Annotated in this window: 22 protein-coding genes; 8 read left to right on the top strand and 14 right to left on the bottom strand. The window is 65.9% G+C overall.

Annotated features, from left to right (window positions below; genetic code table 11):
- Positions 1-128 precede the first annotated feature (128 nt).
- From ilvA to BTH42_RS35465, 4 genes are all read right to left on the bottom strand, one after another.
- The gene (ilvA, locus tag BTH42_RS15180) at positions 129-1754 is read right to left on the bottom strand and encodes a threonine ammonia-lyase, biosynthetic (protein WP_372237266.1); all 1626 of its coding nucleotides are present in this window, start codon (positions 1752-1754) and stop codon (positions 129-131) included.
- 261 nt (positions 1755-2015) lie between these two features.
- Positions 2016-3281, bottom strand: a complete 1266-nt coding sequence (locus BTH42_RS15185; protein WP_075300745.1) for a virulence factor family protein — start codon at positions 3279-3281, stop codon at positions 2016-2018.
- Entirely contained in the window at positions 3278-5872 is a 2595-nt protein-coding gene (mprF, locus tag BTH42_RS15190; protein ID WP_075300747.1) for a bifunctional lysylphosphatidylglycerol flippase/synthetase MprF, read from the bottom strand. The genes BTH42_RS15185 and mprF overlap by 4 nt, the downstream gene beginning before the upstream one ends.
- Positions 5873-6284: 412 nt before the next feature.
- Positions 6285-6428: a hypothetical protein gene (locus BTH42_RS35465; RefSeq protein WP_178392174.1), complete on the bottom strand. Its 144-nt coding sequence runs from the start codon at positions 6426-6428 to the stop codon at positions 6285-6287.
- A 233-nt stretch (positions 6429-6661) separates the two neighbouring features.
- On the opposite strand from BTH42_RS35465, the gene BTH42_RS15195 reads away from it, so the two are divergent.
- Entirely contained in the window at positions 6662-8059 is a 1398-nt protein-coding gene (locus BTH42_RS15195; protein WP_075300749.1) for an MFS transporter, read from the top strand.
- A 9-nt stretch (positions 8060-8068) separates the two neighbouring features.
- Here the strand turns inward: BTH42_RS15195 and BTH42_RS15200 are convergent, their stop codons facing one another.
- The 5 genes from BTH42_RS15200 to BTH42_RS15220 form a co-directional block, all read right to left on the bottom strand.
- Positions 8069-8563, bottom strand: a complete 495-nt coding sequence (locus tag BTH42_RS15200; RefSeq protein WP_075300758.1) for a DUF421 domain-containing protein — start codon at positions 8561-8563, stop codon at positions 8069-8071.
- Between the two features lie 63 nt (positions 8564-8626).
- Positions 8627-9280 (bottom strand): glycosyltransferase family 2 protein, encoded by a 654-nt coding sequence (locus BTH42_RS15205; protein ID WP_075300760.1) that lies wholly within the window; start codon positions 9278-9280, stop codon positions 8627-8629.
- A complete protein-coding gene (locus BTH42_RS15210; RefSeq protein ID WP_075300762.1) occupies positions 9277-9882 on the bottom strand; it encodes an SAM-dependent methyltransferase in 606 nt (201 codons plus the stop codon). Before BTH42_RS15210 ends, BTH42_RS15205 begins: the two co-directional genes overlap by 4 nt.
- 38 nt (positions 9883-9920) lie before the next feature.
- Positions 9921-11198 carry an acyl-CoA/acyl-ACP dehydrogenase gene (locus BTH42_RS15215; RefSeq protein WP_075300763.1) on the bottom strand — a complete coding sequence of 426 codons (1278 nt, stop codon included), beginning with the start codon at positions 11196-11198 and terminating at the stop codon, positions 9921-9923.
- 250 nt (positions 11199-11448) lie between these two features.
- Positions 11449-13419, bottom strand: a complete 1971-nt coding sequence (locus BTH42_RS15220; RefSeq protein WP_075300764.1) for a PAS domain S-box protein — start codon at positions 13417-13419, stop codon at positions 11449-11451.
- Positions 13420-13730: 311 nt separating this feature from the next.
- Here BTH42_RS15220 and BTH42_RS15225 point away from each other — a divergent pair, with 311 nt between their 5' ends.
- Positions 13731-13997: a hypothetical protein gene (locus BTH42_RS15225; protein WP_075300765.1), complete on the top strand. Its 267-nt coding sequence runs from the start codon at positions 13731-13733 to the stop codon at positions 13995-13997.
- A gap of 155 nt (positions 13998-14152) precedes the next feature.
- Here the strand turns inward: BTH42_RS15225 and BTH42_RS15230 are convergent, their stop codons facing one another.
- On the bottom strand, positions 14153-15202 hold the full coding sequence (locus BTH42_RS15230) for an NAD(P)/FAD-dependent oxidoreductase (protein ID WP_075300766.1): 1050 nt from the start codon (positions 15200-15202) through the stop codon (positions 14153-14155).
- A gap of 265 nt (positions 15203-15467) precedes the next feature.
- Between BTH42_RS15230 and BTH42_RS15235 the strand changes: the two genes are divergently transcribed.
- Positions 15468-15905, top strand: coding sequence for a carboxymuconolactone decarboxylase family protein (locus BTH42_RS15235; protein ID WP_075300767.1), 438 nt, complete (start codon positions 15468-15470; stop codon positions 15903-15905).
- A 107-nt stretch (positions 15906-16012) separates the two neighbouring features.
- On the opposite strand, the gene BTH42_RS15240 is transcribed toward BTH42_RS15235, so the two are convergent.
- Positions 16013-16873 (bottom strand): LysR family transcriptional regulator, encoded by an 861-nt coding sequence (locus BTH42_RS15240; protein ID WP_075300768.1) that lies wholly within the window; start codon positions 16871-16873, stop codon positions 16013-16015.
- Between the two features lie 93 nt (positions 16874-16966).
- On the opposite strand from BTH42_RS15240, the gene BTH42_RS15245 reads away from it, so the two are divergent.
- The 5 genes from BTH42_RS15245 (at position 16967) to BTH42_RS15265 (ending at position 21748) form a co-directional block, all read left to right on the top strand.
- On the top strand, positions 16967-18454 hold the full coding sequence (locus tag BTH42_RS15245) for a DHA2 family efflux MFS transporter permease subunit (protein WP_256702043.1): 1488 nt from the start codon (positions 16967-16969) through the stop codon (positions 18452-18454).
- A 391-nt stretch (positions 18455-18845) separates the two neighbouring features.
- Positions 18846-19775 carry a LysR family transcriptional regulator gene (locus BTH42_RS15250; RefSeq protein ID WP_075300789.1) on the top strand — a complete coding sequence of 310 codons (930 nt, stop codon included), beginning with the start codon at positions 18846-18848 and terminating at the stop codon, positions 19773-19775.
- A 166-nt stretch (positions 19776-19941) separates the two neighbouring features.
- A complete protein-coding gene (locus BTH42_RS15255) occupies positions 19942-20169 on the top strand; it encodes a hypothetical protein (RefSeq protein ID WP_075300769.1) in 228 nt (75 codons plus the stop codon).
- A gap of 281 nt (positions 20170-20450) precedes the next feature.
- Positions 20451-21428, top strand: coding sequence for a glycosyltransferase family 2 protein (locus BTH42_RS15260; protein WP_075300777.1), 978 nt, complete (start codon positions 20451-20453; stop codon positions 21426-21428).
- A 98-nt stretch (positions 21429-21526) separates the two neighbouring features.
- Complete coding sequence (locus BTH42_RS15265; protein WP_075300779.1) at positions 21527-21748, top strand: hypothetical protein; 222 nt, start codon at positions 21527-21529, stop codon at positions 21746-21748.
- Positions 21749-21789: 41 nt separating this feature from the next.
- Here BTH42_RS15265 and BTH42_RS15270 read toward each other — a convergent pair whose 3' ends face one another.
- The 3 genes from BTH42_RS15270 to BTH42_RS15280 all read right to left on the bottom strand — a co-directional run.
- Complete coding sequence (locus BTH42_RS15270) at positions 21790-23097, bottom strand: MFS family transporter (protein WP_075300781.1); 1308 nt, start codon at positions 23095-23097, stop codon at positions 21790-21792.
- Positions 23098-23384: 287 nt separating this feature from the next.
- The gene (locus BTH42_RS15275; protein WP_075300783.1) at positions 23385-24908 is read right to left on the bottom strand and encodes a SpoVR family protein; all 1524 of its coding nucleotides are present in this window, start codon (positions 24906-24908) and stop codon (positions 23385-23387) included.
- 237 nt (positions 24909-25145) lie between these two features.
- Positions 25146-26109: YeaH/YhbH family protein (locus tag BTH42_RS15280; RefSeq protein WP_075300785.1), on the bottom strand; the 964-nt coding region annotated here is incomplete at its 5' end.

Raw genomic sequence — 26109 nt, forward strand, 5'->3', positions numbered from 1 at the left:
CGGTCGGCCGCAAACGTAGGCGGGACGGGGCTTTCCGGAAAATGCGCGCGGGCCGCGGCTTAGTGTCGCGGCTTCGCTCGCCCTTCAGGTAAACCCCGATGCTTCAATACGGGTTCAGCCCGCGTCAATTAGCCAAGAAACAACCGGTAGACCGGATTTTTGCTCTCTTCCCAGTTCGGATAGCCGAGCGTGGCGAGGAAGCGATCGAACTCCGCGTTCTCGCTTTCCGGCACCTGGATACCGACGAGGATCGAGCTGTAGTCCGCGCCCTGGTTACGGTAGTGGAACAGGCTGATATTCCAGTTCGGCGCCATCGACGACAGGAACTTCATCAGCGCGCCCGGCCGCTCCGGAAACTCGAAGCGGAACAGACGCTCGTCGTGCGCGAGCGGCGAACGGCCGCCGACCATGTAGCGGATGTGCTGCTTCGACAGTTCATCGAAGGTCAGATCGACGGTCGCGAAACCGTGCGCTTCGAACGCGCCGGCGATCTGCGCGGACTCGCTGCGATTGCGGATCTGCACGCCGACGAAGATATGCGCGGAATTCGCGTCCGCAATCCGGTAGTTGAACTCGGTCACGTTGCGGGTGCCGACCAGTTCGCAGAAGCGTTTGAAGCTGCCGCGCTCTTCCGGAATCGTCACCGCGAAGACCGCCTCGCGTGCTTCGCCGACTTCCGCGCGTTCGGCGACGAAGCGCATCCGGTCGAAGTTCATGTTCGCGCCAGAGGTGATCGCGATCAGCGTCTGGTTCTCGATGCCCTCGCGCTCCGCGTATTGCTTCAGACCGGCCACGGCCAAAGAACCCGCCGGTTCGAGCACACTGCGGGTGTCCTGGAACACGTCCTTGATCGCGGCGCATAGTGCATCGGTATTCACGATCAGCACGTCGTCGAGGTATTCGCTGCACAGGCGGAAGGTTTCTTCGCCGACCAGCTTCACCGCGGTGCCGTCGGAGAACAGGCCCACTTCGTTCAGCGTCACGCGCTCGCCGGCTTTCAGCGATGCAGCCATCGCGCACGAATCGTCGGTCTGCACGCCGATCACCTTGATCTCGGGACGCACGGATTTCACGTACGCGGCCACGCCTGCCGCCAGTCCACCACCGCCGATCGGCACGAAGATCGCGTGAATCGGCCCCTGATGCTGGCTCAGGATTTCCATCGCGACCGTGCCCTGGCCGGCGATCACATACGGGTCGTCGAACGGATGGACGAAGGTCAAACCGCGCTCTTCCTGCAATTTCACCGCGTGCGTGTACGCATCGCTATACGACTCGCCCGACTGCACGACCTCGACGGTCGGCCCGCCGTGCGTACGAATCGCGTCGACCTTCACCTGCGGGGTCGTCACCGGCACGACGATGATCGCCTTCACGCCCATCCGCGCCGCCGACAACGCGACCCCCTGCGCATGATTGCCTGCCGACGCGGTAATCACGCCGCGCGCGAGCGCATCGGCCGGAATATGCGCCATCTTGTTGTACGCGCCGCGCAGCTTGAACGAGAACACCGGCTGGTTGTCCTCGCGCTTCAGATACACCGGGTTATGCAGCCGCGCGGACAGATTCGGCGCGCTTTCAAGTTCGGTCTCGCGCGCGACGTCGTAGACACGCGCGGTGAGCGTTTTCTTCAGATAGTCGTGGGACGGCGCGACGCATTCAGCAGCGGCAGCAGCAGCAGCAGCGGCGGCCTGTTCGGTTTCAGTCAACAGCAAGGCAAGCTCCTCGTGGCAACAGACGATGCGGGAAAGCATCGGACTCCGATCGAAAGCCCGAGGGCCGCGATCGGCAGCAGTTTCGCCAGGAGGCAGGCAGCAAAGCGGACATAAAAAAACCCGCCTCGTTTGGCGGGTTTCTTGGTCACTGCAAAGTCGACGCGCGCTAACCCACCATTCGATGAATGATGCTAATAATCAGCGCAATACGGATGTCGAGGCAGTTCATGTCGGCGATCTTCGTCGAGATGGCGGCCTTTGTCAATCCCGCCGCCATGCATCGACTCGTTCCAGTGGCGCTTAATCCTGCACGCCGCTCTGCTTTTTGAACGCCGCGAGAATGCGTCGTTCGAGCGCGTTGTAGTCGTGACCAAAGTGATGATCGCCCGAGGTGCGGATCACTTCGACACCGCTCTTCTCGAGTGCCGGACACAGCGTGTCCGTTTCAGTCGCGCCGTAGAAGCACTGAACCATCCCGGGCGGCAGACGGCCCATCTCCGGGCGCACCTTCAACGCCTTGTCGCTCGCCGGCATGCCGAGCCAGCCGCCGACGCGAATCTGGAAATCGGCGTCGGGCGCGAAGCCGAGCAGCGAGATCAGCGCGACCTTCGCGCGCTGCTCCGGCGGCAGACGGTTGTACGCGAACGGCATTACGTCGGCGCCGAACGAATAGCCGATCAGCGCGACGTGCTGCGCATGCCAACGCGCGCCGTAGGTTTGCATCACGCGCGCGAGATCGCGGCTCGTCTGCGCGGGCGGCTTCTCGCTCCAGAAATACCGCAGGCTGTCCCAGCCGATCACCGACACACCGTCCTTCTGCAACGCCTGCGCGATCGTCTTGTCGAGATCGCGCCAGCCGCCGTCGCCGGAAATCACGATCGCCATCAGGCCGTTCGGATGCGCGGCCGGCAACTCGATCAGCGGCAGGTCGGACACGTCGTCGTCGCTGGTGGACACCGCTTGCAGATGCGGGCTCACCAGTGCAACCAGACGCGCGCGATCGGCATTACCGGTGCTGGCCTTCTCGACGAAGCCCGGCACCTTGTCGCGGATCACGGTCGAGTCCGGCGCGCACGGTTTGAAGCGCGCGTCGAGCGTCGGTTCCGGATCGACCGATACCGCGCCGGCGATCGTATTGGACGGCGCCTGTTCGAGCACGCGCATCGCCAGCGTCGCGCCCTGCCCGGTACCGGCGACGATCGGCGCGAAATAGTGGTTCGACTGCTCCTGCCGTTCGAGCTGATGGCTCAGCGCCTCGGCATCGCCGACCAGTTGATGACAGGCCTCCGGCTTCGCTTTCAGGTTCGCAGCGTAGCGCGCGGTATCCACGCCAACGGTCAACGCGCCCGCTTTCGCGAGCGCATCGGCGCTTTGCTGATCGGCCGCGCTCCAGCCGCTCGCCTGCGAATACAGCACGACGAAACCGCGCAGCGGCCCTTCCGGCCGGGTCACCCGCACGTCGCCGTAGCGGCCGCCGGGCACGGTGGTAGTTGCCGCGTGCGCAAGCGCGCCGCAGCTCAGAACGCTCGCTACAACGGCGAGACGCAACAACGGATGCAATGTCATGAACGCCGGCCTCCCGCCAGCAACGACAGATCCGCGAGCGTGAAGAACACGCCGACCGAACCGGAGGCCGCGAGATAACGCGGCTCCCAGTGCGGCTGGAACTTGTTCTTGAAAGCACGCAAGCCGCGGAAGTTATAAAAGCGGCCGCCGAAGCGCCACACGATGCCGGCCAGCCGATGCCAGCGCGACGCGAGCGGCGTCGGTTGCACGCCCGAAAGCGGTGCGATGCCGAGACTGAGCGAGCGAAAACCCGCCTGTTTCAGATGCAACGCGAGCTGCGTGAACAGATATTCCATTGCGTACGGCGACGCGCTTTCGACGTGACGCATCACGCCGACGGTCGCCTCGGTATTCATGTCGGTCGTCATGAACGTGACGAACGCGACCGGCTCGCCGTTCTGGCGCACCAGCATCACCGATTGCGCGGCGAGGTATTCGTCGTGGAACGCGGCCACCGAGAAGCTTTTCTCGCGCGCGTCGCGGCTGTCGAGCCAGCCGTCGGAAATCTCGCGCAGCGTCTCGAGCGAGGCCGGCACGTTGGCCTGGCCGATCACTTCGACGGTGAAGCCGTCGCGCTCGCCGCGCTTGAGTGCATAACGCAGATGCGCGCGATGCGAGCCCTTCAGATCGAAGTCGTCGAGCACCACGTGCGCTTCCTCGCCGAGTTTCATCAGCGTGAGGCCGGCGTCGAGATACAGCGGCAGCGCGTTCGCGCGCACCTGATAGAACGCCGCGCGGCCGCCGTGCTGATGCGCGAGCGCGACGAACTTGCTGATCAGCCCGGCCCATTCCTCGCGCGGCCCGACCGGATCGTGCAGCGCGGCCCACGTGCGGCCGTTCTTCGCGTACATCAGGAACGCCTGGCGCGACTCCGAAAACAGGAAGCTCTTGTCGCCCATCAGCGCGAGACCGGCATCGCTGCGCTCCTGCGCGCGCACGATCCGCGCGGCGTCGTGCAGATCCTCCGGGGCCGGCTTCACGAAACGGCCGCGCGCCGGGCGCAGCAACTGCCAGAACGAGAAGGTCGCGGCGAACAGGCTCGCGGCCAGCGTCGCGCGGAGCGCCCGCGACGCGCGTTCGTCGAACGCGAATTGCCACCACAGGTCGCGCGAATACGGCACGTCCCGGAACGCGAACAGCATCACCCAGGTGGCCAGCATCAGCACCATCGCGACCGACACCAGCCAGCCCGCGGTAAAGCGCTCGGCGAACAGCGACGAATGACGGTTAAAGCGCTTGCGGGTGGCCAGCAGCAGCACGATCAGCGTGCCGAGCACGCCGGCCTCGACGAACGCGAGGCCCTTGGTCAGCGACAGCGCGAGGCTCAGCACCGTCAGCGCGAGCGTCATCCACCACGCGGCGTCGAGGCGCCGCAACAGCCCGCGCGCGACGAACAGCAGCAGCACGCCGAGCACGCTGCACAGCATCTGCGAGCTTTCGAGCACCCACAGCGGCACCAGGTCGCGCAGGATATGAATGCGTTGCCAGAACGCCGGCGTCGCGCTGGAGATCACCAGCATCCCGCCGACCACGAAGGTGACGAGGCTCAGAAACAGCGGCGCGAGTTCGGACACCCGCTCGGCCTGCAGCAGCGACAGACGGCTCTTCAGCGCACGGCCTTCGAAGCCCGCCAGCAGCGCCGCCGACACGATCAGCGGCACGCCGAAATAGATCGCCCGGTACGCGAGCAGCGCGGCGACCATCTGCTGCATCGGCACGCTGCCGGACAGCGTAAACACCATCGCCGCCTCGAACACGCCGACCCCGCCGGGCGTATGGCCGATCATGCCGAGCAGCATCGCGGCCGAATAGACGGTGACGAAACCGATGAAACTGACGTTCGCGTGCGGCAGCAGCGCCCACAGCGCGAGGCCGGCGGCGACCACGTCGAGCACCGCCAGCGCAACCTGCTCGAGCAGATCGCGGCGCGCCGGGATATCGAACGACAGCCATTGCCAGCGCGTGCGCACCGGCCGGGTTTCGCGCCGGCACGCGGCGGCCGCGAGCGCCAGCGCGAGCAGCAGCGCGGCGCCGCTCCAGCGCAGCACCGGCGGCGTGAGATGCAGCATCGGCGCGAGCTGGTCGGCGCGGCAGACCATCCCGAGCGCGGTCATCAGCACCAGCGCGAGCGCGAGCGACACGCTGGTGAACACCGTCATGCGGCCGATCTGCGCGGGCGTGATGCCGGCGACGCCGTAGACCCGCGCGCGCACCGCCCCGCCGGTCAGCGCGCCGAAGCCGGTCGCGTTGCCGAGCGCCGAGCCGGCGGTCGCGCCGACCCACAGCGCCGCGCGCGGCACGCCGGCGCCTAGATAGCGCAGCCCGACCGCGTCACGGCCGACCAGCGCGACATAGCTGAGCGCGGTCGCGCCGAGCGCGCCGATCCACTCGCGCGCCGACAGGCTGCGCAGCTCGCGGATCACCGAGCGGTAATCGACCGCCTGCGACAGATGCTGCAGCACCACCAGCAGCAAGCCGCAAATCACGAGCGCCAGCACGGGCGACAGAAGTCGCCGGCTGCGCAGCGCTTGCGCGGCATGGCCGAGCAGCGCGCGGGGCTGCGCGAAGCGGTGTTGAAGTCGACGGAACATGGTCAATTGCGGGCCTTGCGGGAAAGCGGTCGCGGCGCCGGAGCGTCACGTGGAGGATCGCCTGTGGCGGCGATTACAAAGTGATAACGGCAAAGCGTGCAAAAGGTTGACAGGATTGGTAATTCCCCTGTCATCTGGCCCTGCTTGCGGGCTAAAAAGGGACGGAATTGTAATGCTTGAGCACCGCGGGCGGGCAAATCGGGGGATCAAGGTTTCGAGGCGCTCGCCGTAATCAGGTCCAGAAGCGCGATGCGGCGCGCGGCGCGGCAAACGGCGCCGCGGCCCGCAGGCGCGCCGGGAGGTGCGTCCGGAATCTGAAGGAGATTGAAAATGGCGGGGCAGAAAGCACGATGCCCGCTACAGGAGCGGGCATCGGAGGCGGCAGCGAGGCCGGGCGGCGAATCTGTCGCGCTTACTGCGGGCGGCGATAAGCTTCCGCGATCACCGCGCAGTTCTGCAGATGCAGGTTCAGCGCATGCAGCGCCAGCGCGCGCAGCTTGCCGAACAGCGTGTTGGCGGCGGGAGTGGAACGGACGGCGGTCGATGCAGTGTTCATATTGGGCTCCGGGAAACTAGGGTTTCTACCTAAGGAATAACCCGATTATAGTCCTCTGATGGCGCACTGCAACAAAAAATTAACTTTGTCGCGTCAAATTTCAACCGCCGCGGCGCGCGGAAGTTAAAAATTCTCAAGGGGCACGAACGGGCGCAGCCGTATTAACAATCCGCACCGTACAGGTGCAATAATGACCCCTTTGCCTGCGACGTCTCGCCGCAGCCCCCGCCGTCATGACCGTCGTCCAGAAAGCTCTGATTGCGCCCCTTATCGTCGCCTGCGCGATGTTCATGGAGAGCGTCGACGCGAACGTGATCGTCACCGCGCTGCCGGCGATGGCGCGCGACTTCGGGCGCGATCCGGTCACGCTGAAAATCGCGGTGACGAGCTACGTGCTCGGCCTCGGTGTATTTATCCCGGTCTGCGGCTGGCTCGCCGACAAATTCGGCGCGCGCACCGTGTTTCGCACCGCCATCGGCATTTTCGTGACCGGCTCGCTGCTGTGCGCGGCGTCCAGTTCGCTCGCAACCTTCACGCTCGCGCGCTTCGTACAGGGCGTCGGTGGCGCGATGATGGTGCCGGTCGGGCGCATCATCATCTTCCGGGTCGTCGAAAAGGCCGACTTCATCCGCGCGATGAACTATCTGAGCGTGCCCGCGATGCTCGGCCCGGCGGCCGGCCCGCTGCTCGGCGGCTTCATCACCACCTATCTGCACTGGCGCCTGATCTTCTTTATCAACGTGCCGATCGGCCTGCTCGGCATCTATCTGACCAATCGCTATATCGCCAACACCCGCGAGCCCGATCCCGGTCCGCTCGACTGGATCGGCTTCCTGCTGTCGGCGGCGGGCGCGGTGTTGCTGCTGCTCGGGTTGTCGCTGGTCGGCGGCGAACTGATCCCGACCATCGACGCGTTCGGCATGTGCGGGCTCGGCGCGGTGCTGCTGGCGATCTACGTCGCGTACGCGCAGCGGGTCGCGCTGCCGCTGCTCGATCTGCGCTTCTTCAAGGTGCCGACCTTCCAGGCGAGCGTGCTGGGCGGCTCGCTGTTCCGCATTGGTCTGGGCGCACTGCCGTTCCTGCTGCCGCTGCTCTTGCAGGAAGGCCACGGGATGAGCGCGTTCGAATCGGGGCTGATCACCTGCGCGTCGGCGTTCGGCGGGATGTTCATGCGCACGATCGCATCGAGCGTGCTGCGCCGCTTCGGCTTCCGCTCGGTGCTGGTGTTCAACGCGGCGCTGTCGGGCCTCGCGATCGCCGCGTGCGGGCTGTTTTTCCCGCACACGCCGACGTGGATCATCTGGGTCGTCGTGCTGCTCGGCGGCTTCTTCCCGGCGTTGCAGTTCACCAGCCTCAATTCGCTGACCTATGCGGAGATCGCGAGCCGCGACGTGGGTCGCGCGACCAGCCTGGGCAGCGTCGTGCAACAGATGTCGCTCGGTCTGGGCGTGACGGTCGGCGGGATCGCGCTGCAGATCACCCGCGCGCTGAACGGGCATGCGAGCGTGATGTGGTCGGATTTCTGGCCGGCGTTTCTGGTGGTCGGGCTGTGCTCGTTCGCGTCGATCCCGGTCACGCTGCGGCTGCCGCGCGGCGCGGGCGAAGAGATTTCGCGCGGCGGGCGCGGCTAAGGGCCGGGCTCACGCCCGCTTGCGGATCACGCTGACTTCGCCGTTGCGTTCGAGAATCGCCGCGGCCACGTTGTCCAGCGAACGCGAGCCGGTTTTCTGCCGCACCGTTTCCTCGATATCGGTGCGCGTGACCAGCGCCGCGTGCATCTCGCGCGCGTTGAACTTGCCGTCGCGATAGACCTCGCGTTCGCTCCCGCCGACCAGCAGTTCGAAGCGCCGCGAGCGCATGCAGGCCCACGCGAGCATCCGGTGGCACAGCACGATCAGAAACGACGCGACCACCGTCGCGATGAACGGCGACGCGCCGACGATCGCCCGGCTCAGCGTTGCGCCGAGCAGGATCACGACGACCGAGTCGAACGGCGAGCGCTGCCCGAACGAGCGCCGTCCCGACACGCGGATCATCGCCAGGGCGATCACGAAGATGACGATCGCGCGCAGTCCCATCTGCAACGGATCGAGCGTGCGGCCTTCGCCGAACAGAACGTAGATCGCGTCCATCATGATTTCGCCCTCATCGTGTTGCCGCCCTCCCCGCGGCCTGCCTGCGTGTACAGAACCGGCGCCTCAGCCGGCCGCCCACGTGAGCAGCGTGTCGGCGAAGCCGCCGCGCACGCGGGCCAGCGCGCGCCCGCTAGTCAGCACGCGCGGCGCGGCGCTCCACGCGATGCGCGCGCCGGTCGCGATCAGCCGGTCGACCAGCGCGACGTCCTCGCTGCATTTGAGCGGCGGAAAGCCGCCCGCGCGCCGGTATGCCTGCGCCGAGACGCCGAGATTCGCGCCATGCACGTGGCGGTGGCCGTCGGCGTCCACGTAGGTCTTGCGGAAATATTCGCGCACGCTGTGCGGATGCTCGCCCCAGTCGTCGACCGCGATCGAGCCGCACACGGCATCCGCGTCGAGCGCGAGTTGCGCGGCCAGCCAGCCCGGCGACACGCGGCTGTCGGCATCGGTAAACGCGAGCCAGCGCGCGCCTTGCGCGAGCAGCAGCGACGCGCCGAGCGCGCGGGCGATGCCGACATTGCGCGCCTTCAGCGTCAGCGTCTGCACGCCGTAAGCGCGCGCGATCGCGCCGGAAAAATCGCTGCACGCATCGAGCGCGACGACCACCCGCACCGCCTCGCCGGCCAGTCCTTTGTGCCGCGACGCTTCGAGCACCGCGGCGAGGCAGCGCGCGATCAGCGCCTCCTCGTTATGCGCGGGAACGATCACGCCGATCATAGAAGCCCCTCGCGTTGCGCGACCGATCGCGCATCGCGCGACCACACGTCGATCAGCAGATCCGCTTCCGCGTGATGCGCGAGCCGCGAGAGATTGCAGCGCGCATCGAACAGCGCGTGCGCATGGTCGGCGGATTCGCGCGCCTCGGCGAACGGCCGGCGCCAGTGACACGCGAGCAGCGTGCCGTCGGTCGTCAGCGACGCGCCGATCCGCGCGGCCAGCGTTTCGAGCTCGGCGGTATCGAGGTAATACGCGAATTCGCTGACGACGATCAGATCGAACGGCCCGGCCTCGGTCGGCCATTGACGCGGCACCATGCGCTGCTCGACCCGCACGTTGGCCGCATCGGCGACGCGCTCGCGCGCGAGCGTGACCGCGCGCGGATGCAGATCGGCGGCGAGCAGCGCATCGCAGCGCTTTGCGAGTTCGGCCGTCAGTTCGCCGTTCGCGCAGCCCGGTTCGAACGCGTTGCGATAGCGCGGGCGCGGCAGCAGCGCGAGCGTCAGCGAACGCTTGCGGCGTTCGTACCAGCCCTCGCGCAGCCGCCACGGATCGTCGCTGCGGCGATACAGCTCGTCGAAGTACAGCACCGTCGAGTTCATCTCAGTAACCCTTTGGCGAATGCTCGTTGGGGAGGACGTCATAGCAGCCATTGCGTGTCCGTTGGTAAGGACAGCTGATTCGGGGGCTGCGCCGACGCCGCCAGCAATTGCTCGCCGAGTGCGGCCAGATCGCGCTCCGCATGGCTCTGGCGCAGAAACACCGGCAGGTCCGCGAGCGCCCGCGCAAAGCGCGCGTCGCGGCACAGCGGGCCGGCGCCGAGTGCGCGGGTCGCGTGATGCATGACGGTGTCGGCGGCCTGTTCGACCGCGAGTCGTGCGCGCAACGCGGCGGTTTGCGCATCGGCGTTCGGATGTGTGTCGATCCATGCGGCCGTTTCGCGCAGCACTGCGGCGGCGGACTGCAACGCGACATCGGTCGCGCCGAGTTGCGCGAGACGCAGCGGATCGGCGCGTTGCGCGCACGCGTCGCGCAGACTGCCGCCGATCCGCGCGGCCGCGCCGTACCAGCACGCGGCGATGCCGGCGCCGCCATGCCAGAAGCCAGGGCGACGCACGTACGCATGCGATGCGCCGATCAGTGTCGCCGCGCTGGCGTCGAAGTGGACATCGGCGCTGGCGGTGGCCTGCATGCCGACTGCTTGCCAGTTCGACGTGTCGATCGTGATCGACGGCTGGTCCATCGCGACGGCCGCCAGTACCGGTTCGTCGTCGAGCCACGCGGTGATGAGTGCATGCGTGACGCTTTGCGCGCCGGAGCACCAGGCTTTGGTGCCGGTCAGACGTAGTTGGTTGTGACCGCGGTTGAGGCGCTCGGCGTGGGCGTGCTCGCCGCCGCTCCGCTTACTGTCGGCTCGTTCGCCGTCGATTGTTCGGATTCCTGTTCGATCGGCATCGGCTACGTGGGTCGTTGCCTGGACGCGCGCTTGCGGTGGCTCGGCGGCCCACACAGCCCAGCGGCTTCCATCAGGTGCTGGCGGACCATCCAGTTCGGCGAGTATCGCCAGCGCATCCGTATGGCCTTCGAACAGTTTGACGAGCCCCAGATCGCAAGCCGCTACCGCCGCAAGCGAGCGCCAGCGCGCGAGCGTCCGGCCGTGGCCCGGCAACGGCATGCCCGGCTCACGATCGTAGCCGTGCGCGATCAGCGTCGCGAGCATCGCGCCGAGCGCGTACGGATCGTTCGGATCGAAACGCGCGTCGCGCAGAAACTCAGCGAGCGACGTGGCTGGTTGTGACAGCGCCGCGGCACGGCCGCTTGCGCAGGGCTCGCGCGGCGCTCGCCCCGCTTCGGGTTCGTGCGAGCGTTGCGGTGACTGCGCCGGGAAGCTGGGCGCGTGGTCGCGCGTGTCGAGCATCGTGCCTCCGTGCACCGGATCGAAGGACGGCGCGCCGCGCTGCGGCGGGCCGGAACGTATGCTCAGTCACAGCAAGCAGCGTGCCGCGGGAGGGAAGCCATCGGCATGGTGAGCCGGCCTCGCACATGGCGCGCCAGGAGCGGCCCACCAGGAAAAGATGAGGAACACTGAGAAAGAGTGAAACGCTTGCCGCGCTACCCGAGGCCGAAGCAAGCAGTTGCGCGCGCACGCAATACAGTCATTCAACCGCTCAACCACTCAACCGAGCATCCGCGCGCGCGAGCAACGCATCGAGCACCGCCATCTCCACCGGCTTCACCAGATGCGCGTGAAAACCCGCCGCGCGCGTGCGATCGAGATCGCTCGCATGACCGAAGCCGGTCATCGCCGCGTACATCGTGCGGGCCAGTTCCGGCATCGCGCGCAGCGCGGCGAGCGTTGCATAGCCGTCGAGCTTCGGCATCGCGAGATCGATCAGCGCGAGATGCGGTGCAAAACGCGGCGCGATCTGCAGTGCCTGCTCGCCGTCGTACGCGAGCCGCACTTCGTGGCCCTTCAGTTCGAGCAGCATCGCGAGGCTGTCGGCGGAATCGCGATTGTCGTCGACGACCAGCACCCGCAGCGGCTGGATCTCGGCCGCCGCCGCGCCCGCGCCGCCCTCGCCCGCTTCGGCTTGCGCGGACGCGAGCGGCAGACTGAGCGTGAAGGTACTGCCCAGACCGGCCCCCTCGCTGCTCGCGACGATGCTGCCGCCATGCATTTCGACCAGCGACTTGCACAGCGTGAGGCCGATCCCAAGACCGCCCTCGCCGAGCTCCTGGCCCGCCTTTTCCTGCGCGAACAGCTCGAAGATCTTGTCGAGCGAGCGCACCGGAATGCCGCGCCCCTGATCGCGCACTTCGAGCACCGCCATGCGGAAATCGACCCGGCCGTGCACGTCGATCGTGCTGCCCGACGGCGAAAACTTCGACGCGTTGTGCAGCAGGTTCTGCAGCACCTGCACGAGGCGGGTCATGTCGCCGCGCACCTGCACCGCCTCGTCGGGCACATGCGCGACCACCTGCTGCTCGCGCGCATCGGTGAACGGCCGGGCCGCCTCGATCGCGCGCGCGATCACCTCGGCGAGGTCGACCCGCGAGATCCGCAGCTCGACCTTGTCGGCCATGATCCGGCCGATGTCGAGCAGATCGTCGACGAGCCGCGTCAGGTGCGTGACCTGTCGATCGATCAGATCACGCGCCCGCGCGAGCACCGGACTCAGACCGGACTCCAGCTGCATCACCCCGACCGCGTTGCGCACCGGCGCGAGCGGATTGCGCAGCTCGTGCGCGAGCGTCGCGAGAAATTCGCGCATGCGCTCGCCCGACCGTTCGAGTTCTTCGCGCCGGCGCCGCTCGGTCAGATCGCGGGTGATCTTCGCGAAGCCGCGCAGCCGGCGCGACTCGTCGTAGACCGCGGTGATGATCACGTTGGCCCAGAAGGTCGTGCCGTCTTTACGCACGCGCCAGCCTTCGTCCTCGACGGTGCCGATCTGCCGCGCGATCGCGAGTTCGCGCGCCGGCTTGCCGGCCGCCGCCTCTTCCGGCACGTAGAAGCGCGAGAAATGACGGCCGACGATTTCGTCGTGCGTATAGCCCTTGATGCGCGCCGCGCCCGCGTTCCAGCTGATCACGAGGCCTTGCGGATCGAGCATGAAGATCGCGTAGTCCTTCACGCTGTCGACCAGCAGCCGGAAGCGTTCCTCGCTCTGCCGCAACGCTTCGAGATACTCGCGCTGCGCGGTCAGATCGCGGGTGATCTTCGCGAAGCCGGTGACCTGGCCGCTGGCGTTGCGAATCGCGGTGATCACCACGTTCGACCAGAACGTCGTGCCGTCCTTGCGCACCCGCCAGCCTTCGTCCTCGAAGCGGCCGGTCAGCGTCGCCTGTTCCAGCTCGTAGGTCGGCCAGCCGCGCGCGATTGCTTCTTCGGTATAGAAGCGCGAAAAGTGCTGCCCGACGATCTCGCTCTCCGTGTAGCCCTTCAGCTTCTGCGCGCCGGCGTTCCAGCTGACGATGTGCCCTTTCGCGTCGAGCAGAAAGATCGCGTAATCGGAGATCGCCTGCACCAGCGACGAATAGTCGACGCTGACGGGAACGCGCGCGCCGCCGGCCGCGGCCGGTTGCCGAGGGCGGGCGGACTCGTCGGTTGCGCTGGAGGAACTCACTTCGGACTGGGTCATGGCGTGCACGTATAAGTAGTTTTTATCTGAAGCAAACCCCGATCCCGGCCGGCTGGCGGGTTTCGAACAGACGCTGGAGAGTTCGCCAGGCGTGCGCGGGTGGACGGCGAACAATTCGGCAGTTCACCGAACTTTCCTGCGTACGCAAAGCGCGAAGCTTATAACGCCGGGCCTCGCATTTGCTAGCCCCGCATCTGCTAGCCGCGTTAGGTCCCGCGGCAGGTCCCGCGTTAGATCCGGGCCTGCGCAGCGTGACCGCGCGCGGCCCGCTTCACATCGCCATTTCAGATCGCCATTTCAGGGAGATTCAAATGAACCAGTCCTTCACGACTTTCACCCGCCGCCTCGCCGCGCCGCTCGCGTTGGCCGCCGCGCTCGGCTTCATGCATGGCAACGCGCAGGCCGAAGGCTGCACCAAGGGCGCGGTGGTCGGCGGCGTCGCCGGTCACGTGGCCGGCGATCACGGGGTCGCGGGCGCGGCCGCCGGTTGCGCGATCGGCCATCATGAAGCGAAGAAAAAGGATAAGGAGAAGGCAGCGAGCGCTGCGGCCGCCGCGAGTGAACCCGCCGGGAAATAATGCGGGCATCGCAACGATGCGACCGGTAGAAGCGGCGGCGTTCGACGCGCCGCCGCCGTGAGTGGGTCGATCGCGGCATCGCTCGCCCGCCCACTCTCGCCGCGCGGGTTACCAAGCCTGCGGAACTGCGCGACGCGCGACGCCCGCGGCCACCGTCAACCCGTCGCGGCAATCTTCTCCGCGAGCTTCGCGTCGTAACTCGAATGCACGTGCACGCGTTTCTTCTCGGGGAACGCGTACGTGTACGCCTTGCGCAGCGCCAGCGACGCTTCGTGAAAACCCGACAGAATCAGCTTCTGCTTGTTCGGATAGTTCGCGAGGTCGCCGACCGCGAAGATGCCCGGCCGCGAGCTTTCGTAGTTCGACGTATCGACATCGATGCGCCCGCCGTGGCTCGTGAGCCCCCACTGCGCGATCGGGCCGAGATCGGCGACCAGCCCGTACAGCGCGATCAGATGCTCGGCTTCGAGCTGCGCTTCGCCTTCGAGCTTGCGCAGCGTCAGCGAACGTAACGCACCGTCTTCGAGATTCAGCCCGGAGATCGCGCCGACCACGAAGTCCATCTCGCCCGCGTCGACCGCGCGCCGCATCAGCTCGACGCTCGAATCCGCCGCGCTGAAACCGGGCCGCCGATGCACCAGCGTCACGCGGCGCGCGACCTGGCGCAGCGCGAGCGCCCAGTCGAGCGCGGAATCGCCGCCGCCGGCGACCACCACGACCTTGTCGGCGAAATCGGCGAGCCGCGGCACGCTGTAATGCACGTGACGACCTTCGAGCGGCACCGCCTCGGGCAACGCGAGCTTTTGCGGCATGAACGCGCCGTTGCCGGCGGCGAGCAGGATCGCCGCGACATCGAATACCAGACCCTGCTCGGTGCGCACGGTCCAGCGTCCATCGTCGCGCTGCTCGACCGTATCGACGCGCTGTTCGAGATGAATCGGCACGTCGAACGGCTTGCATTGCGCGAGCAGCCGCTCGACCAGTTCGCGCGCGGTACACGATGGAATTGCCGGAATGTCGTAGATCGGCTTGTCCGGATACAGCTCGATGCACTGACCGCCGATCCGCTCGAGCACGTCGACGATCTGACACGACAGGCCGATCACGCCGGCCTCGAACGCCGCGAAAAGACCCACGGGACCGGCGCCGACGATCAGGACATCGGTGCGGATCGGGCTGGCTTGCGGGTCGGCGGCGGTGGTCATCGGTGAGCTCTCCTGAGTGGCGGATCGACGCGCGGCTGGCGTGGATGAGCCCACCATACCGAATCGGCTTGCACGCGGCAACGATGCCATTGCCGGCGGTAAGGATGCTCGGCAGCGCGCGCCGGCGCATTCAAAGTGGCCACCTGAAATTGCCTGAAAGCGGCCATTTCTGAACTCCATTTGCGTGGCTAAGCTCACGTCTGTATCACCGATCGCAGCACCCGTTCAGCGCTTCACCCTTCTTCCCAACATTGCGGAGCCTGTCATGGAACAACGTCTCGACTTCTACAAAGCCAACCCCGCCGCCGTCAAGGCACTGCTCGGCGTCGAAGAGCGCATCGGCAAATCGGCGCTCGAAAAATCGCTGGCCGAACTGGTGCGGCTGCGCGCATCGCAGATCAACGGCTGCGCGTTCTGCGTCGATATGCATACGACCGATGCGCGCAAAGGCGGCGAAACCGAACGGCGCCTCGCAACGGTCGTCGCGTGGCGCGAAACGCCGTTTTTCACCGACCGCGAACGCGCGGCGCTGGAGTGGACCGAGGCGGTCACGCTGGTGTCGCACGAGCATGTGCCCGACGCGGTGTGGCAGGCGGTGCGCCCGCATTTCAGCGACGAGGAACTGGTCGACCTGACGCTGCTGATCGCGGCGATCAATGCATGGAACCGGCTGGCGATTGCGTTTCGCAAGATGCCGGCGTAACGGTCAGGCGCGCTGACCGAGACGCGCGGCGGCGCCCCTGCTCGCCACGCGTCTCCTGCTGCTTCGCTTAATTTTCCCGCTTAATTTTCCCGCTTCACTTTCCCGCTTCACTCCCCCACCCACGAGCCGCGCAGGTCGCTGTCGTGCAGCAATTGCAGCAGCGTATCGGCCGGGCGGCTCAGCCGCTTCGCCGCGAGCGCGATGAATTCCACCGACGGCAAACCCGGCAGCGCAGCCGCATTCAACGGCGGCGCCAGCCCGCGCGCGGCCAGGTACTGCGGCCGCACGGTAATGCCCAGGCCGCCGCGCGCGGCCGCGATACAACCCGAGTGACTGCTGCTGGTGCAGACGATCTGCCAGCTCGCGCCGGCCTCCGCGAGCGCGTCGAGCACCACCGCGCGCGTGACGCTCGGCTCGGCCACCAGAATCAGCGGCAACGGCTGACTCAGATCGACCAGCGTGCCGGTGCGCGCGAGCCATTCGAGCCGCCCGGTAAACAGCGGCACGCCGCGCCTATCGCCCAGCCGGCGCTTGCCGACCAGCAGATCGATCGCGCCCGCGTCGAGCAGTTCGTAGAGCCGGCCCGTCATCCCGATCGTGATTTCCAGTTCGACGTCCGGATGCGCGTTGCGAAACGCCGCGAGCACCGTCGGCAGCGGGCCGAGCGCGATATCGTCGGATGAGCCCAGGCGCACGCGGCCCTTCAGGCGCGGCGCCTTGAACTGCGACTCCGCACGCGAGAGCGCCTGCAGGATCACGCTCGCGTGCGCGAGCATCGCTTCGCCGTCGGGGGTCATCGCGAGCGAATGGGTGTCGCGCACGAACAGGCGCCGGCCGACGCTTTCTTCGAGCCGCCGGATATGTTCGCTGACGCTCGACTGCGTAAGCGAGAGCCGCCGCCCCGCCTCGGTGAAGCTATGGCAGGCCGCGACGGTCGCGAAGGTTTTGAGCCAGATCGGATTGAGCATGTCGCATTGTCGCGCTGCTTATCGGCAAAGTCGATAACAGTCAACGATCCTAGTGGGGTTCCCGATTGACGGAGATGTCAATAAGATGACGCAATTCCCGCTTCCCCCGCGCGGGGGCGCTCCGCTTCTTTCCGCTCGTCCGGCTCTGCAGGCCGCTCCCCCGCGCCCGCCGTTGAAAAAATGACCAAGGATTCCGCCCACACCGCGCTACTGTGGATCGTCGCCGCCGGCTTCTTCATGCAGTCGCTCGACACGACGATCGTCAACACCGCACTGCCCTCCATCGCCGATAGCCTGCACGTCGCGCCGCTCGCGATGCAACCGGTGGTGGTCGCCTACACGCTGACGATGGCGATGCTCACCCCCGCCTCCGGCTGGCTCGCCGACCGCTTCGGCACCCGCCGCGTCTATTTCGTCTCGATCCTGATTTTCGTGCTCGGCTCGATCTGCTGCGCGGGCGCGCACACGCTCGGCCAGCTGGTGCTCGCGCGCGTGCTGCAAGGCATCGGCGGCTCGATGCTGCTGCCGATCGGCCGGCTCGCGGTGCTGCGCAGCGTGTCCGGCGAACAGTACGTGGCGGCGCTCGCATTCGTTTCGATCGCGGGCCAGCTCGGGCCGATCGCCGGGCCGACGCTCGGCGGCTGGTTCGTGCAGGCGATCAGCTGGCACTGGATCTTCCTGATCAACGTGCCGATCGGCGCGGTGGGTCTCTTCGCGGTGCAGCGCTTCCTGCCGTCGCACGACGCCGTCGAGCCGCCGCCGTTCGATTTCATCGGCTGTGGGTTGCTGTCGCTGTGCATGATCGCGTTCTCGCTGGCGATCGACGCGCCGGTCCCGACGCATCGCGCCGCATGGTCGGCGGGGCTGTTCGCGCTGGCCGTCGCGAGCGCGCTCGCCTACATCCCGTATGCAAAGAGCCGCCGCGATCCGCTGTTCAAACTGTCGCTGTTCGGCGAGCCGAATTTCAGCGTCGGGCTGATCGGCAACCTCGTGTGCCGGGTCGGCTCGAGCGCGGTGCCGTTCCTCGTGCCGCTCCTGCTGCAATTGCAGTTCGGCTATTCGCCGCTGCACTCCGGCCTGATGATGCTGCCGGCCGCGCTCGCCGGTACGCTCGCGAAACGCTGGATCGCGCCGCTCGTGCGCCGCTACGGCTACGACACGTTTCTGCTGGTCAATACGATCATCGTCGGTTCGTCGATCGTCGGGTTCTCGCTGATTTCGCGCGGCACGCCGCTGATCGTCGAGATCGTGGTGCTGGCCGTGTTCGGCGCGGCCAACTCGATGCAGTTCGCGGCGATGAACAGCGTCACGCTGAAAGACCTGTCGCACGAAGACGCGGGCAGCGGCAACAGCCTGTTCTCGATGGTGCAGATGCTGGCGATCGGGCTCGGCGTGTCGATCGGCGGCGGCCTCGTGAATCTGTTCAACGCGCAATCGGGCTCGGCCGAACTGGGCTTCCGGCTCGCGTTCGTGTGCGTCGGCGTGATCACGCTGGTGTCCGCATGGGTCTTCCGGCATCTCGACGACCCGTCCGGCACGCGGGTGATTCGCGGGCAGGCGGCGCAAAGCGCGGGGCGCTGATGGTGTGATGCGTGGCGGTTAGGGATGCGGAAGTGCTGCACACGTCCTTGCGCGCGATAACGCACCCCGGCTGCAACGGAGGCCGCCGTACTGCATCACGTCGTGACCTTTTCCGAGTTCAACGGCAGTGCGTCGCGGGTGGCGCGCGCTGCATCGGCAACGCACCGGCAACGTCTCTCTAATGCGGTCTGCATGACACGACGCCACGCGGCGCCGCGCCGCGTTGTTGAGCGCATCCGCCACGCTTGACGCGACAGCATCACTCCCACCAGCTTCATGCCACCGGCTCATCCATCGCGTGCAACGGGTGTCACTTTCGCGCGTCAGCGTGTGAATCCGCACAGACTTTCGCGTTAGCATGTCGGGCATCAACGGCTACGAGGGACCCCAGATGCCATTTGACGAGCGCATGCTGAACGGCATGGGCGTGCTGACGGCGATCGTCGACTGCGGCAGTTTCGCGGCCGCCGGCGAAGCGCTCGACATGTCGCAATCGGGCGTGAGCCGGTCGGTGGCTCGCCTCGAAGCACGCCTCGGTATTCGCCTGTTTGACCGCACCACCCGCTCGGTCACGCTGACCGACGAAGGCCGGCGCTTCTACGAACAGATCGTGCCGCTGCTCGGTGGCCTCGAAGAAGCCGCGGCGTCCGCGGCCGAAGGCGCGAGCGCGGTGCGCGGCCGGCTGCGCGTGAACATGGACCCGTTCTTTTCGCGCCTCGTGCTGGGCCCGCGTCTGGGCGGTTTCGTCGATAAACATCCTGATCTGCAGCTCGAACTGATCACGCGCGATCAGCTCGGCGATATGGTCGCCGATGGCTTCGACGTCGCGATCCGCTTCGGCGAGCCGCCGCTGTCCACCCTGGTCGCCCGCAAGCTGCTCGATACCCGCATCCTGACGGTGGCCGCGCCGTCGTATCTGAAGAAGCACGGGCAACCGGCGCAGCCGGCCGAACTCGAAGGCGGCTCGCACGTGTGCATCAAGTTCCGCGATCCGCTGACCGGTTATCCGTTCAGCTGGGAATTTCATCGCGGCCGCAAGAAGTTCGAGATGACCCCGCAGGGCCGCCTGACCGTCAACGACGTCGGCACGCTGCATAGCGCGTGCATCGCCGGTCAGGGGATCGCGCAGATTCTCGCGCTCGGCGCGGAGTCGCTGCTGGCGAACGGCAAGCTGATCGAACTCTTTCCGGACTGGAGCGACGAGGTCTATCCGCTGTATGCGCTGTATCCGTCGCGCCATCATCCGCCGGCCAAGGTGCGGGCGTTTCTGGATTTCGTCGTGTCGCTGACGGGCGGCGCCGCGCGCGATGGCGCGGGGTGAACTAGCTGCGGGAAGGTGGCCGCATGAAGGTGGCCGCGGGAAGGTGGCCACATGAGGTTCGCCGCATAATTCGGGGCCGCATCGCCTTCCACCCGATGCCGCGCTGATAGCTCAGGTCCGTCCCTTGCTGCTGCTTCGCTGTGTATTCCGTTCCAGGAGAACAGCGATGAGCGAATCGAAAGAAAACGCCAAAAACGACGCAAAAAACCCGGACAAAAACGCGTCAAAAAGCCCAGGCGGCGAGCCGGCCGAGGATCTGGCGCACCCGCACCATGCGGTGCACAGCGACAACGCGAAGAGCAAAATGCCCGAGCGCGCCGACGACGACCGCAAGCAGTCGCCCGCCGACCGTCCGGGCAAGCAGTCCGGCGAAGGCGAGCCGCCGGTCGGCTAACCGGTCCTCTCTGTTGCGCACTCGGCCTCTCGGCCTGACTGCACGTCGCAGTCAGGCCGCCCCACCCGCGTGAACGCGCGCGCCTTTCTGTAAGCAAACATTTCTTCCAGGTTTTTACCGAATTTTTTTCGCTGCATTGGACTACCTTGCTGGGTGCAGCACGGTGTGCGGCTGCCGCTCATGATTGTTAACAGGCGACGCCAATGTTCAAGTCCAGCTCGAAATCTCCCGCTCGTTTGCCCGCTCGTTTGCCAGCTTTTGCCTCTCCCGCCGCGCCGCCGGTGCCGCGCGTCTCCATCTGCGTGCCCACCTGCGGGCGCCCCGACCTGCTGGTCGAGTGCATCGATTCGTGCCTCGCGCAGACCTTCGCGCAAAACCTCGGGCAACTGGAAATCGTAATCGGCGACGATTCGCGCGACACCGTCACCCGGCAGTTGATCGCCGAACGCTACGGAAACGAAGCGCGCGTGCGCTACGCGCATCATCAGCCGCCGCTCGGCCAGGCGCGCAATGTCGCGAGCCTGTTCGAGCGCGCGCGCGGCGACAAGATCCTGCTGATCCACGACGACGATCTGCTGACAACCGATGCGGTCGAAAAACTGCTCGCGCTATGGCAGCGCCATCCGAACCTCGACGCGGCGTTCGGCGACCAGTACGAAGCCAATCATGCGGGCGCGATCGATTACGCCGCAAGCGCGCGGCTGAACGCGGCGTTCCGGCGGACTCGCGAAGCCGAGGGTCTGCAGCTGCTCGCGGGCCGCACCGGGCTGATTCAGATGTTTCCGAACAACGGCTGGATGGCCGATGCGCGACTCGTCAAACGGATCGGCTATCCGGACCAGCACGGCATGTGCTGCGATTTCGTGTTCGGCACTTTGCTGTGCCTTGCCGCGCGCGAGGTGTTTTATCTGCACGACTACGTATCGGTGTATCGCAAGACGGCGACCTCGATCTCGCACAGCACGCGCGGCACGGTCGCGGCCGCGCCGCTGAGCGCGTACCGCTTCGTCAAATCGCTCGACTTGCCCGCGCCGCTTGCGCCCTCGCGACGGCTCGCGCTGCGCCGGCTCGCGCCGCTCGTCGTGTCGATTCACGCGCGCAACGGCCGGCCGCGCGCGGGGCTGCGCATCGCGCTCGCGCATCTCTATGCGTACAACTATGGATTCAGCGCGCGGCTTTACTACCATCTGGCGCTGCTCGCGCGCGCCGCGCTGCGAGCGCGGCCGGCAGCCGGCGAAGAGGCCGCGGATTGCTTCTGACGCATTGCGTGCTTAGCAAACGCGGAATACTTACTTGGGCGCGGGCGCGCCACTGGTTACGATGAGCTGAACCGTCATCGCCCCAGAGGTAAGCCGCCATGTCAGACAGTGCGTGTTTCAGGCCGCGCGTGATCGAACCCGTCGTCGCTAACCAGCCGGAAGGACTCGGGCTCGCGATCGAACTGTGGCTCGCGCAACCGGTCGATGGGATCGCCGGCCGCGCGGTGCAGATTCATTTGCGCGGCGGCGCGAAGATGGAACAGGCCGAGAGCTTGCGCGACCTGCTGCATGCATGGGGCACGCGGATCGTCGTCAGCTGAGAACAACAGTGCGCTGCGCGACGATCCGCATTGCTACCCGTTCAAGGCTCGTGACGCAGATACCCTTCGGTCGCCGGATCTCGCATCCGCAGCGACACGATGCCCGCGATCGCGCACATCACGGTCACGTACCAGAAGAACATCGTCTCGATGTCGGCCTGCTTGAGCCACAGCGCGACGTATTCCGCCGAGCCGCCGAAGATCGCGTTCGCGACCGCATACGACAGGCCCACGCCAAGCGCGCGCACGTGCGGCGGGAACATTTCCGCCTTGATCAGGCCGCTGATCGACGTATAGAAGCTGACGATCGCGAGCGCGATCACCACGAGGCCGAACGCCGCGAACGGGCTCGTCACGTCTTTCAGCGCGTGCAGCAGCGGCACCGTGCCGAGCGTCGCGAACAGGCCGAAACAGATCATCGAGCGGCGCCGGCCGATACGGTCCGACAACGCGCCGAACGCCGGCTGCATCAGCATGTAGACCAACAGCGCGGCGGTCATCACCGAACTCGCGGTCTTCGCGTGCATGCCGGCCGTGTTGACCAGGTACTTCTGCATGTAGGTCGTGAACGTGTAGAAGATCAGCGAGCCGCCGGCCGTGAAGCCGAGCACCGTCATGAATGCGCTCTTGTGCTCCCACAGTCCGCGCAGCGTGCCCGCTTCCTTGCTCTGGCGGGTTGCCGCGGTGGAGGTTTCATCGAGCGATTTACGCAGATACAACGCGATCAACGCGGCCACCGCGCCGATCACGAACGGCACGCGCCAGCCCCATGCCTTCAGCTCGTCGGTGCTGAGCGTCTGTTGCAGGATCACCAGCACGAGCAGCGCGCACAGCTGGCCGCCGATCAGCGTCACGTACTGGAACGACGCGAAGAAGCCGCGCCGGCCCTTCAGCGCGACCTCGCTCATATAGGTCGCGCTGGTGCCGTACTCGCCGCCGACCGACAGACCCTGCACCAGTCGCGCGAACAGCAGCAAGGCCGGCGCGAGCGCGCCGATCTGCGCGTAGGTGGGCAGCATCGCGATCACCAGCGAGCCGCCGCACATCATGAACACCGACACCATCATCGCGGTACGGCGGCCGCGCTTGTCGGCGAGCCGCCCGAAGAACCAGCCGCCGATCGGCCGCATCAGGAAGCCGGCCGCGAACACGCCGGCGGTGTTCAGCAACTGCGTCGTGGTATTGCCGCTCGGAAAGAACGACGGCGCGAAATACAGCGCGGTGAACGAATATACGTAGAAGTCGAACCACTCGACGAGATTGCCCGATGAAGCGCCGACGATCGCAAAGATGCGCCGGCGGGTATCGTGCGCGGAGGCGACGACGGATTGATCGGTTTGGACGTTCATGCTGGTGTCTTTCCTTATCTAAACGAGGAGGACGGTCGTGGCGCCGCCTTGATTCCGCGCGCCCGGGTGGCGGGCGTCGCGCGAGCGCGATTTTTACACAGATGAAAGGATAGATGGGCTTTTGTCAGACCAGCCTGATGAAAGCCCTGGGTCGCGGCGAATGGGCGAAATTCGCGCGGCGATAAAGACGAAGCCCCCGCCGGTCGTTGACTGGCAGGGGCTTACGGAACGAATCAGGGCCACGGAGGAAATGAAACCCACGGGCCCGCGCGCAACTCAGCCGGCGCTCAGACTCTCACCGCCGGCGGCACATAACGGCATTCATAACGCTTCCTGACGGTGCCGTTTTCGTCGACGCTTTCGAGGTACACGTCGAACTGCCAGAGGCGCGCCATGTGCTTGAGTACTTCGTCGCTATCGGACGACAGATGGCGGTTGTCGCTCATGAAATGCCGCAACGTCAGACTGCGGTCGCCGCGCGTATTGACCGCCCACACCTGAATATTGGGCTCGCGGTGATGCATGTCGTACTGCCGCGACAATGCCTGGCGCACGTACTGATAGCCGCTGTCGTCGTGAATCGCCGACACTTCGAGCGCGTCGCGCATGTCGTCGTCGAGTACCGAGAACAGGCGCATTTCGCGGATCAGATGCGGCGACAGATACTGCGCAACGAAGCTCTCGTCCTTGAAGTTGCGCATCGCGTAGTGCATCGCCGGCAGCCACGGACTGCCGGCCAGCTCCGGAAACCACTTGCGGTCCTCCTCGGTCGGCGCCTCGCAGATACGGCGAATGTCGCTCATCATCGAAAAGCCGAGCGCGTACGGATTGATCCCGCTGTAGTACGGCTTCGTGACCGGCGGCTGATAGACGACGTTGCTGTGCGAATGGAGAAACTCCATCATGAAGCCGTCTTCGAGCTTGCCCTGGTTATAGAGCGTGTTGAGCAACGTGTAGTGCCAGAACGTCGCCCAGCCTTCGTTCATCACCTGGGTCTGGCGCTGCGGATAGAAGTACTGACCGATCTTGCGCACGATGCGGATCACTTCGCGCTCCCACGGCTCGAGCAGCGGCGCGTTTTTCTCCGCGAAATACAGCAGGTTTTCCTGCGGCTCCGGCGGATAGCGCTCCTCGACTTCCTCGGGCAGCGGCGTATGACGGGTGGGCAGCGTGCGCCACAGTTCGTTGACCTGCGATTGCAGATACGCTTCGCGCTCGCGGCGCGCGGCGAATTCGCGTTCGAGCGAGAGCTTTTGCGGCCGCTTGTAACGGTCGACGCCGTAATTCATCAGCGCGTGGCACGAATCGAGCAGTTCCTCGACCCGGTCGAGCCCGAAGCGCTCCTCGCATTCGGCGATGTAATTCTTCGCATAGACGAGGTAGTCGATGATCGCGTGCGCATCCGTCCACAGCCGGAACAGATAATTGCCCTTGAAAAACGAGTTGTGCCCATAGGCCGCGTGCGCGACCACGAGCGCCTGCATCGTCATCGTGTTCTCTTCCATCAGATACGCGATGCAGGGGTTCGAATTGATGACGATTTCGTACGCGAGCCCCATCTGGCCGCGACGGTAGCTTTTTTCGGTGGAAAGAAAGTGTTTGCCGAACGACCAGTGCCGGTAATTCACCGGCATACCGACGGACGCATAGGCATCCATCATCTGTTCGGCACTGATCAGTTCGAGCTGGATCGGATACGTATCGAGCTCGTATTGCTCCGCAACACGGGCAATGTGCGAGTCGTACTCTTCGATCAATTCGAAGGTCCAGTCGGACGGGCACGGCAGAGGTCTTCTATCTGCTACGTTCATACGGACTTCCCTTTGCCCTTCGATGGGCGTTCCGGTGTGTCCCGTGCTGCAGCGCGGTGGACTGCTCGGGCGCGGGCGCTACCGTGCTGGTCGCCCCTGCCTCGGCATGCCCCGAGCGCTGCTGCGGCACGCCTGTGTTGCGCTGCGGCGCTACTGCGTACGACAGCTACTGCATCTGGCCGTACGATGCGCCGCGCGCGTCGTGATTCAACTGCATGCACCGCAACAATCGTTCGGTCACGAAGTCGCCGCCTGCTTCTCGAACAACTCGCGAAACACCGGATAAATATCCGCGGCGGTTTCGACCTTTTTCATCGCCATATGCGGCTGGCTCAACGCCAGTTGCGCATATTCGAGCCACAGGTTCTGCTCTTCGGGCGTCACCTGAATATACGCAAAATACCGCACCTTATCGAGGATGTCATCCGCCAGAATCTTGCGGCACTTCGGCGAGTCGTCGGTCCAGTTGTCCCCGTCCGAGGCCTGCGCCCCGTAAATATTCCATTCAGTCGGCGAGTAGCGCTCGTCCATTACCTTGCGCATCAGTTCGAGCGCACTCGACACCACGGTGCCGCCGCTTTCGGTCGAATGGAAGAACGTGTCTTCGTCGACTTCCTCGGCGCGCGTGTGATGGCGAATGAACACCACTTCGATGCGCTCGTAATTGCGCTTCAGGAACAGGTACAGCAGGATGAAGAAGCGCTTGGCGAGATCCTTGCGCTGCTCGTCCATCGAACCCGATACGTCCATCAGGCAGAACATCACCGCCTGGCTCGACGGCGTGGGCTGCTTCACGCGATTGACGTAGCGCAGGTCGAACGGATCGATAAACGGAATCCGCCAGATGCGCCCTTTCAGATGATGGATATCGTCTTCGAGCAGCTTGATCTCGTCGCGACGATCGGCCGGATCGGCCTTCATCTCTTCGAGCTGCCGTTCCATCTCGCGCAAATGGTTGACGAGCGGCGCGCCCAGCGCGATGCGCCGGCCGAGCGCGCTGCGCAGCGAGCGCACCACGTCGATGTTGTTCGGCGTGCCCTCGGCGGCCCAGCCCGCGCGGATGCTTTTCCACGTCGGCACCGCCATCAGATGGGTTTTGACGAGGCGCGGCAGTTCGAGGTCGTCGAAGAAGTACTGCATGAATTCTTCGCGGCTCAGCTCGAATACGAAGTCATCCTGACCTTCGCCCTCGTTGCTGGCC

The sequence above is a fragment of the Burkholderia sp. SRS-W-2-2016 genome (assembly GCF_001931485.1).
GTDB lineage: Bacteria > Pseudomonadota > Gammaproteobacteria > Burkholderiales > Burkholderiaceae > Paraburkholderia.

Coding starts and splice junctions, on each gene's coding strand:
- BTH42_RS15205 (WP_075300760.1), bottom strand. CDS start 9,280: ATGATCGGCGTGATCGTTCCCGCGCATAACGAGGAGGCGCTGATCGCG.
- BTH42_RS15270 (WP_075300781.1), bottom strand. CDS start 23,097: ATGAACGTCCAAACCGATCAATCCGTCGTCGCCTCCGCGCACGATACC.
- BTH42_RS15275 (WP_075300783.1), bottom strand. CDS start 24,908: ATGAACGTAGCAGATAGAAGACCTCTGCCGTGCCCGTCCGACTGGACC.
- BTH42_RS15215 (WP_075300763.1), bottom strand. CDS start 11,198: ATGCTCGACACGCGCGACCACGCGCCCAGCTTCCCGGCGCAGTCACCG.
- BTH42_RS15200 (WP_075300758.1), bottom strand. CDS start 8,563: ATGATGGACGCGATCTACGTTCTGTTCGGCGAAGGCCGCACGCTCGAT.
- BTH42_RS15225 (WP_075300765.1), top strand. CDS start 13,731: ATGAACCAGTCCTTCACGACTTTCACCCGCCGCCTCGCCGCGCCGCTC.
- mprF (WP_075300747.1), bottom strand. CDS start 5,872: ATGTTCCGTCGACTTCAACACCGCTTCGCGCAGCCCCGCGCGCTGCTC.
- BTH42_RS15240 (WP_075300768.1), bottom strand. CDS start 16,873: ATGCTCAATCCGATCTGGCTCAAAACCTTCGCGACCGTCGCGGCCTGC.
- BTH42_RS15220 (WP_075300764.1), bottom strand. CDS start 13,419: ATGACCCAGTCCGAAGTGAGTTCCTCCAGCGCAACCGACGAGTCCGCC.
- ilvA (WP_372237266.1), bottom strand. CDS start 1,754: ATGCTTTCCCGCATCGTCTGTTGCCACGAGGAGCTTGCCTTGCTGTTG.
- BTH42_RS15230 (WP_075300766.1), bottom strand. CDS start 15,202: ATGACCACCGCCGCCGACCCGCAAGCCAGCCCGATCCGCACCGATGTC.
- BTH42_RS15265 (WP_075300779.1), top strand. CDS start 21,527: ATGTCAGACAGTGCGTGTTTCAGGCCGCGCGTGATCGAACCCGTCGTC.
- BTH42_RS15210 (WP_075300762.1), bottom strand. CDS start 9,882: ATGAACTCGACGGTGCTGTACTTCGACGAGCTGTATCGCCGCAGCGAC.
- BTH42_RS15195 (WP_075300749.1), top strand. CDS start 6,662: ATGACCGTCGTCCAGAAAGCTCTGATTGCGCCCCTTATCGTCGCCTGC.
- BTH42_RS15255 (WP_075300769.1), top strand. CDS start 19,942: ATGAGCGAATCGAAAGAAAACGCCAAAAACGACGCAAAAAACCCGGAC.
- BTH42_RS15235 (WP_075300767.1), top strand. CDS start 15,468: ATGGAACAACGTCTCGACTTCTACAAAGCCAACCCCGCCGCCGTCAAG.
- BTH42_RS15250 (WP_075300789.1), top strand. CDS start 18,846: ATGCCATTTGACGAGCGCATGCTGAACGGCATGGGCGTGCTGACGGCG.
- BTH42_RS35465 (WP_178392174.1), bottom strand. CDS start 6,428: ATGAACACTGCATCGACCGCCGTCCGTTCCACTCCCGCCGCCAACACG.
- BTH42_RS15185 (WP_075300745.1), bottom strand. CDS start 3,281: ATGACATTGCATCCGTTGTTGCGTCTCGCCGTTGTAGCGAGCGTTCTG.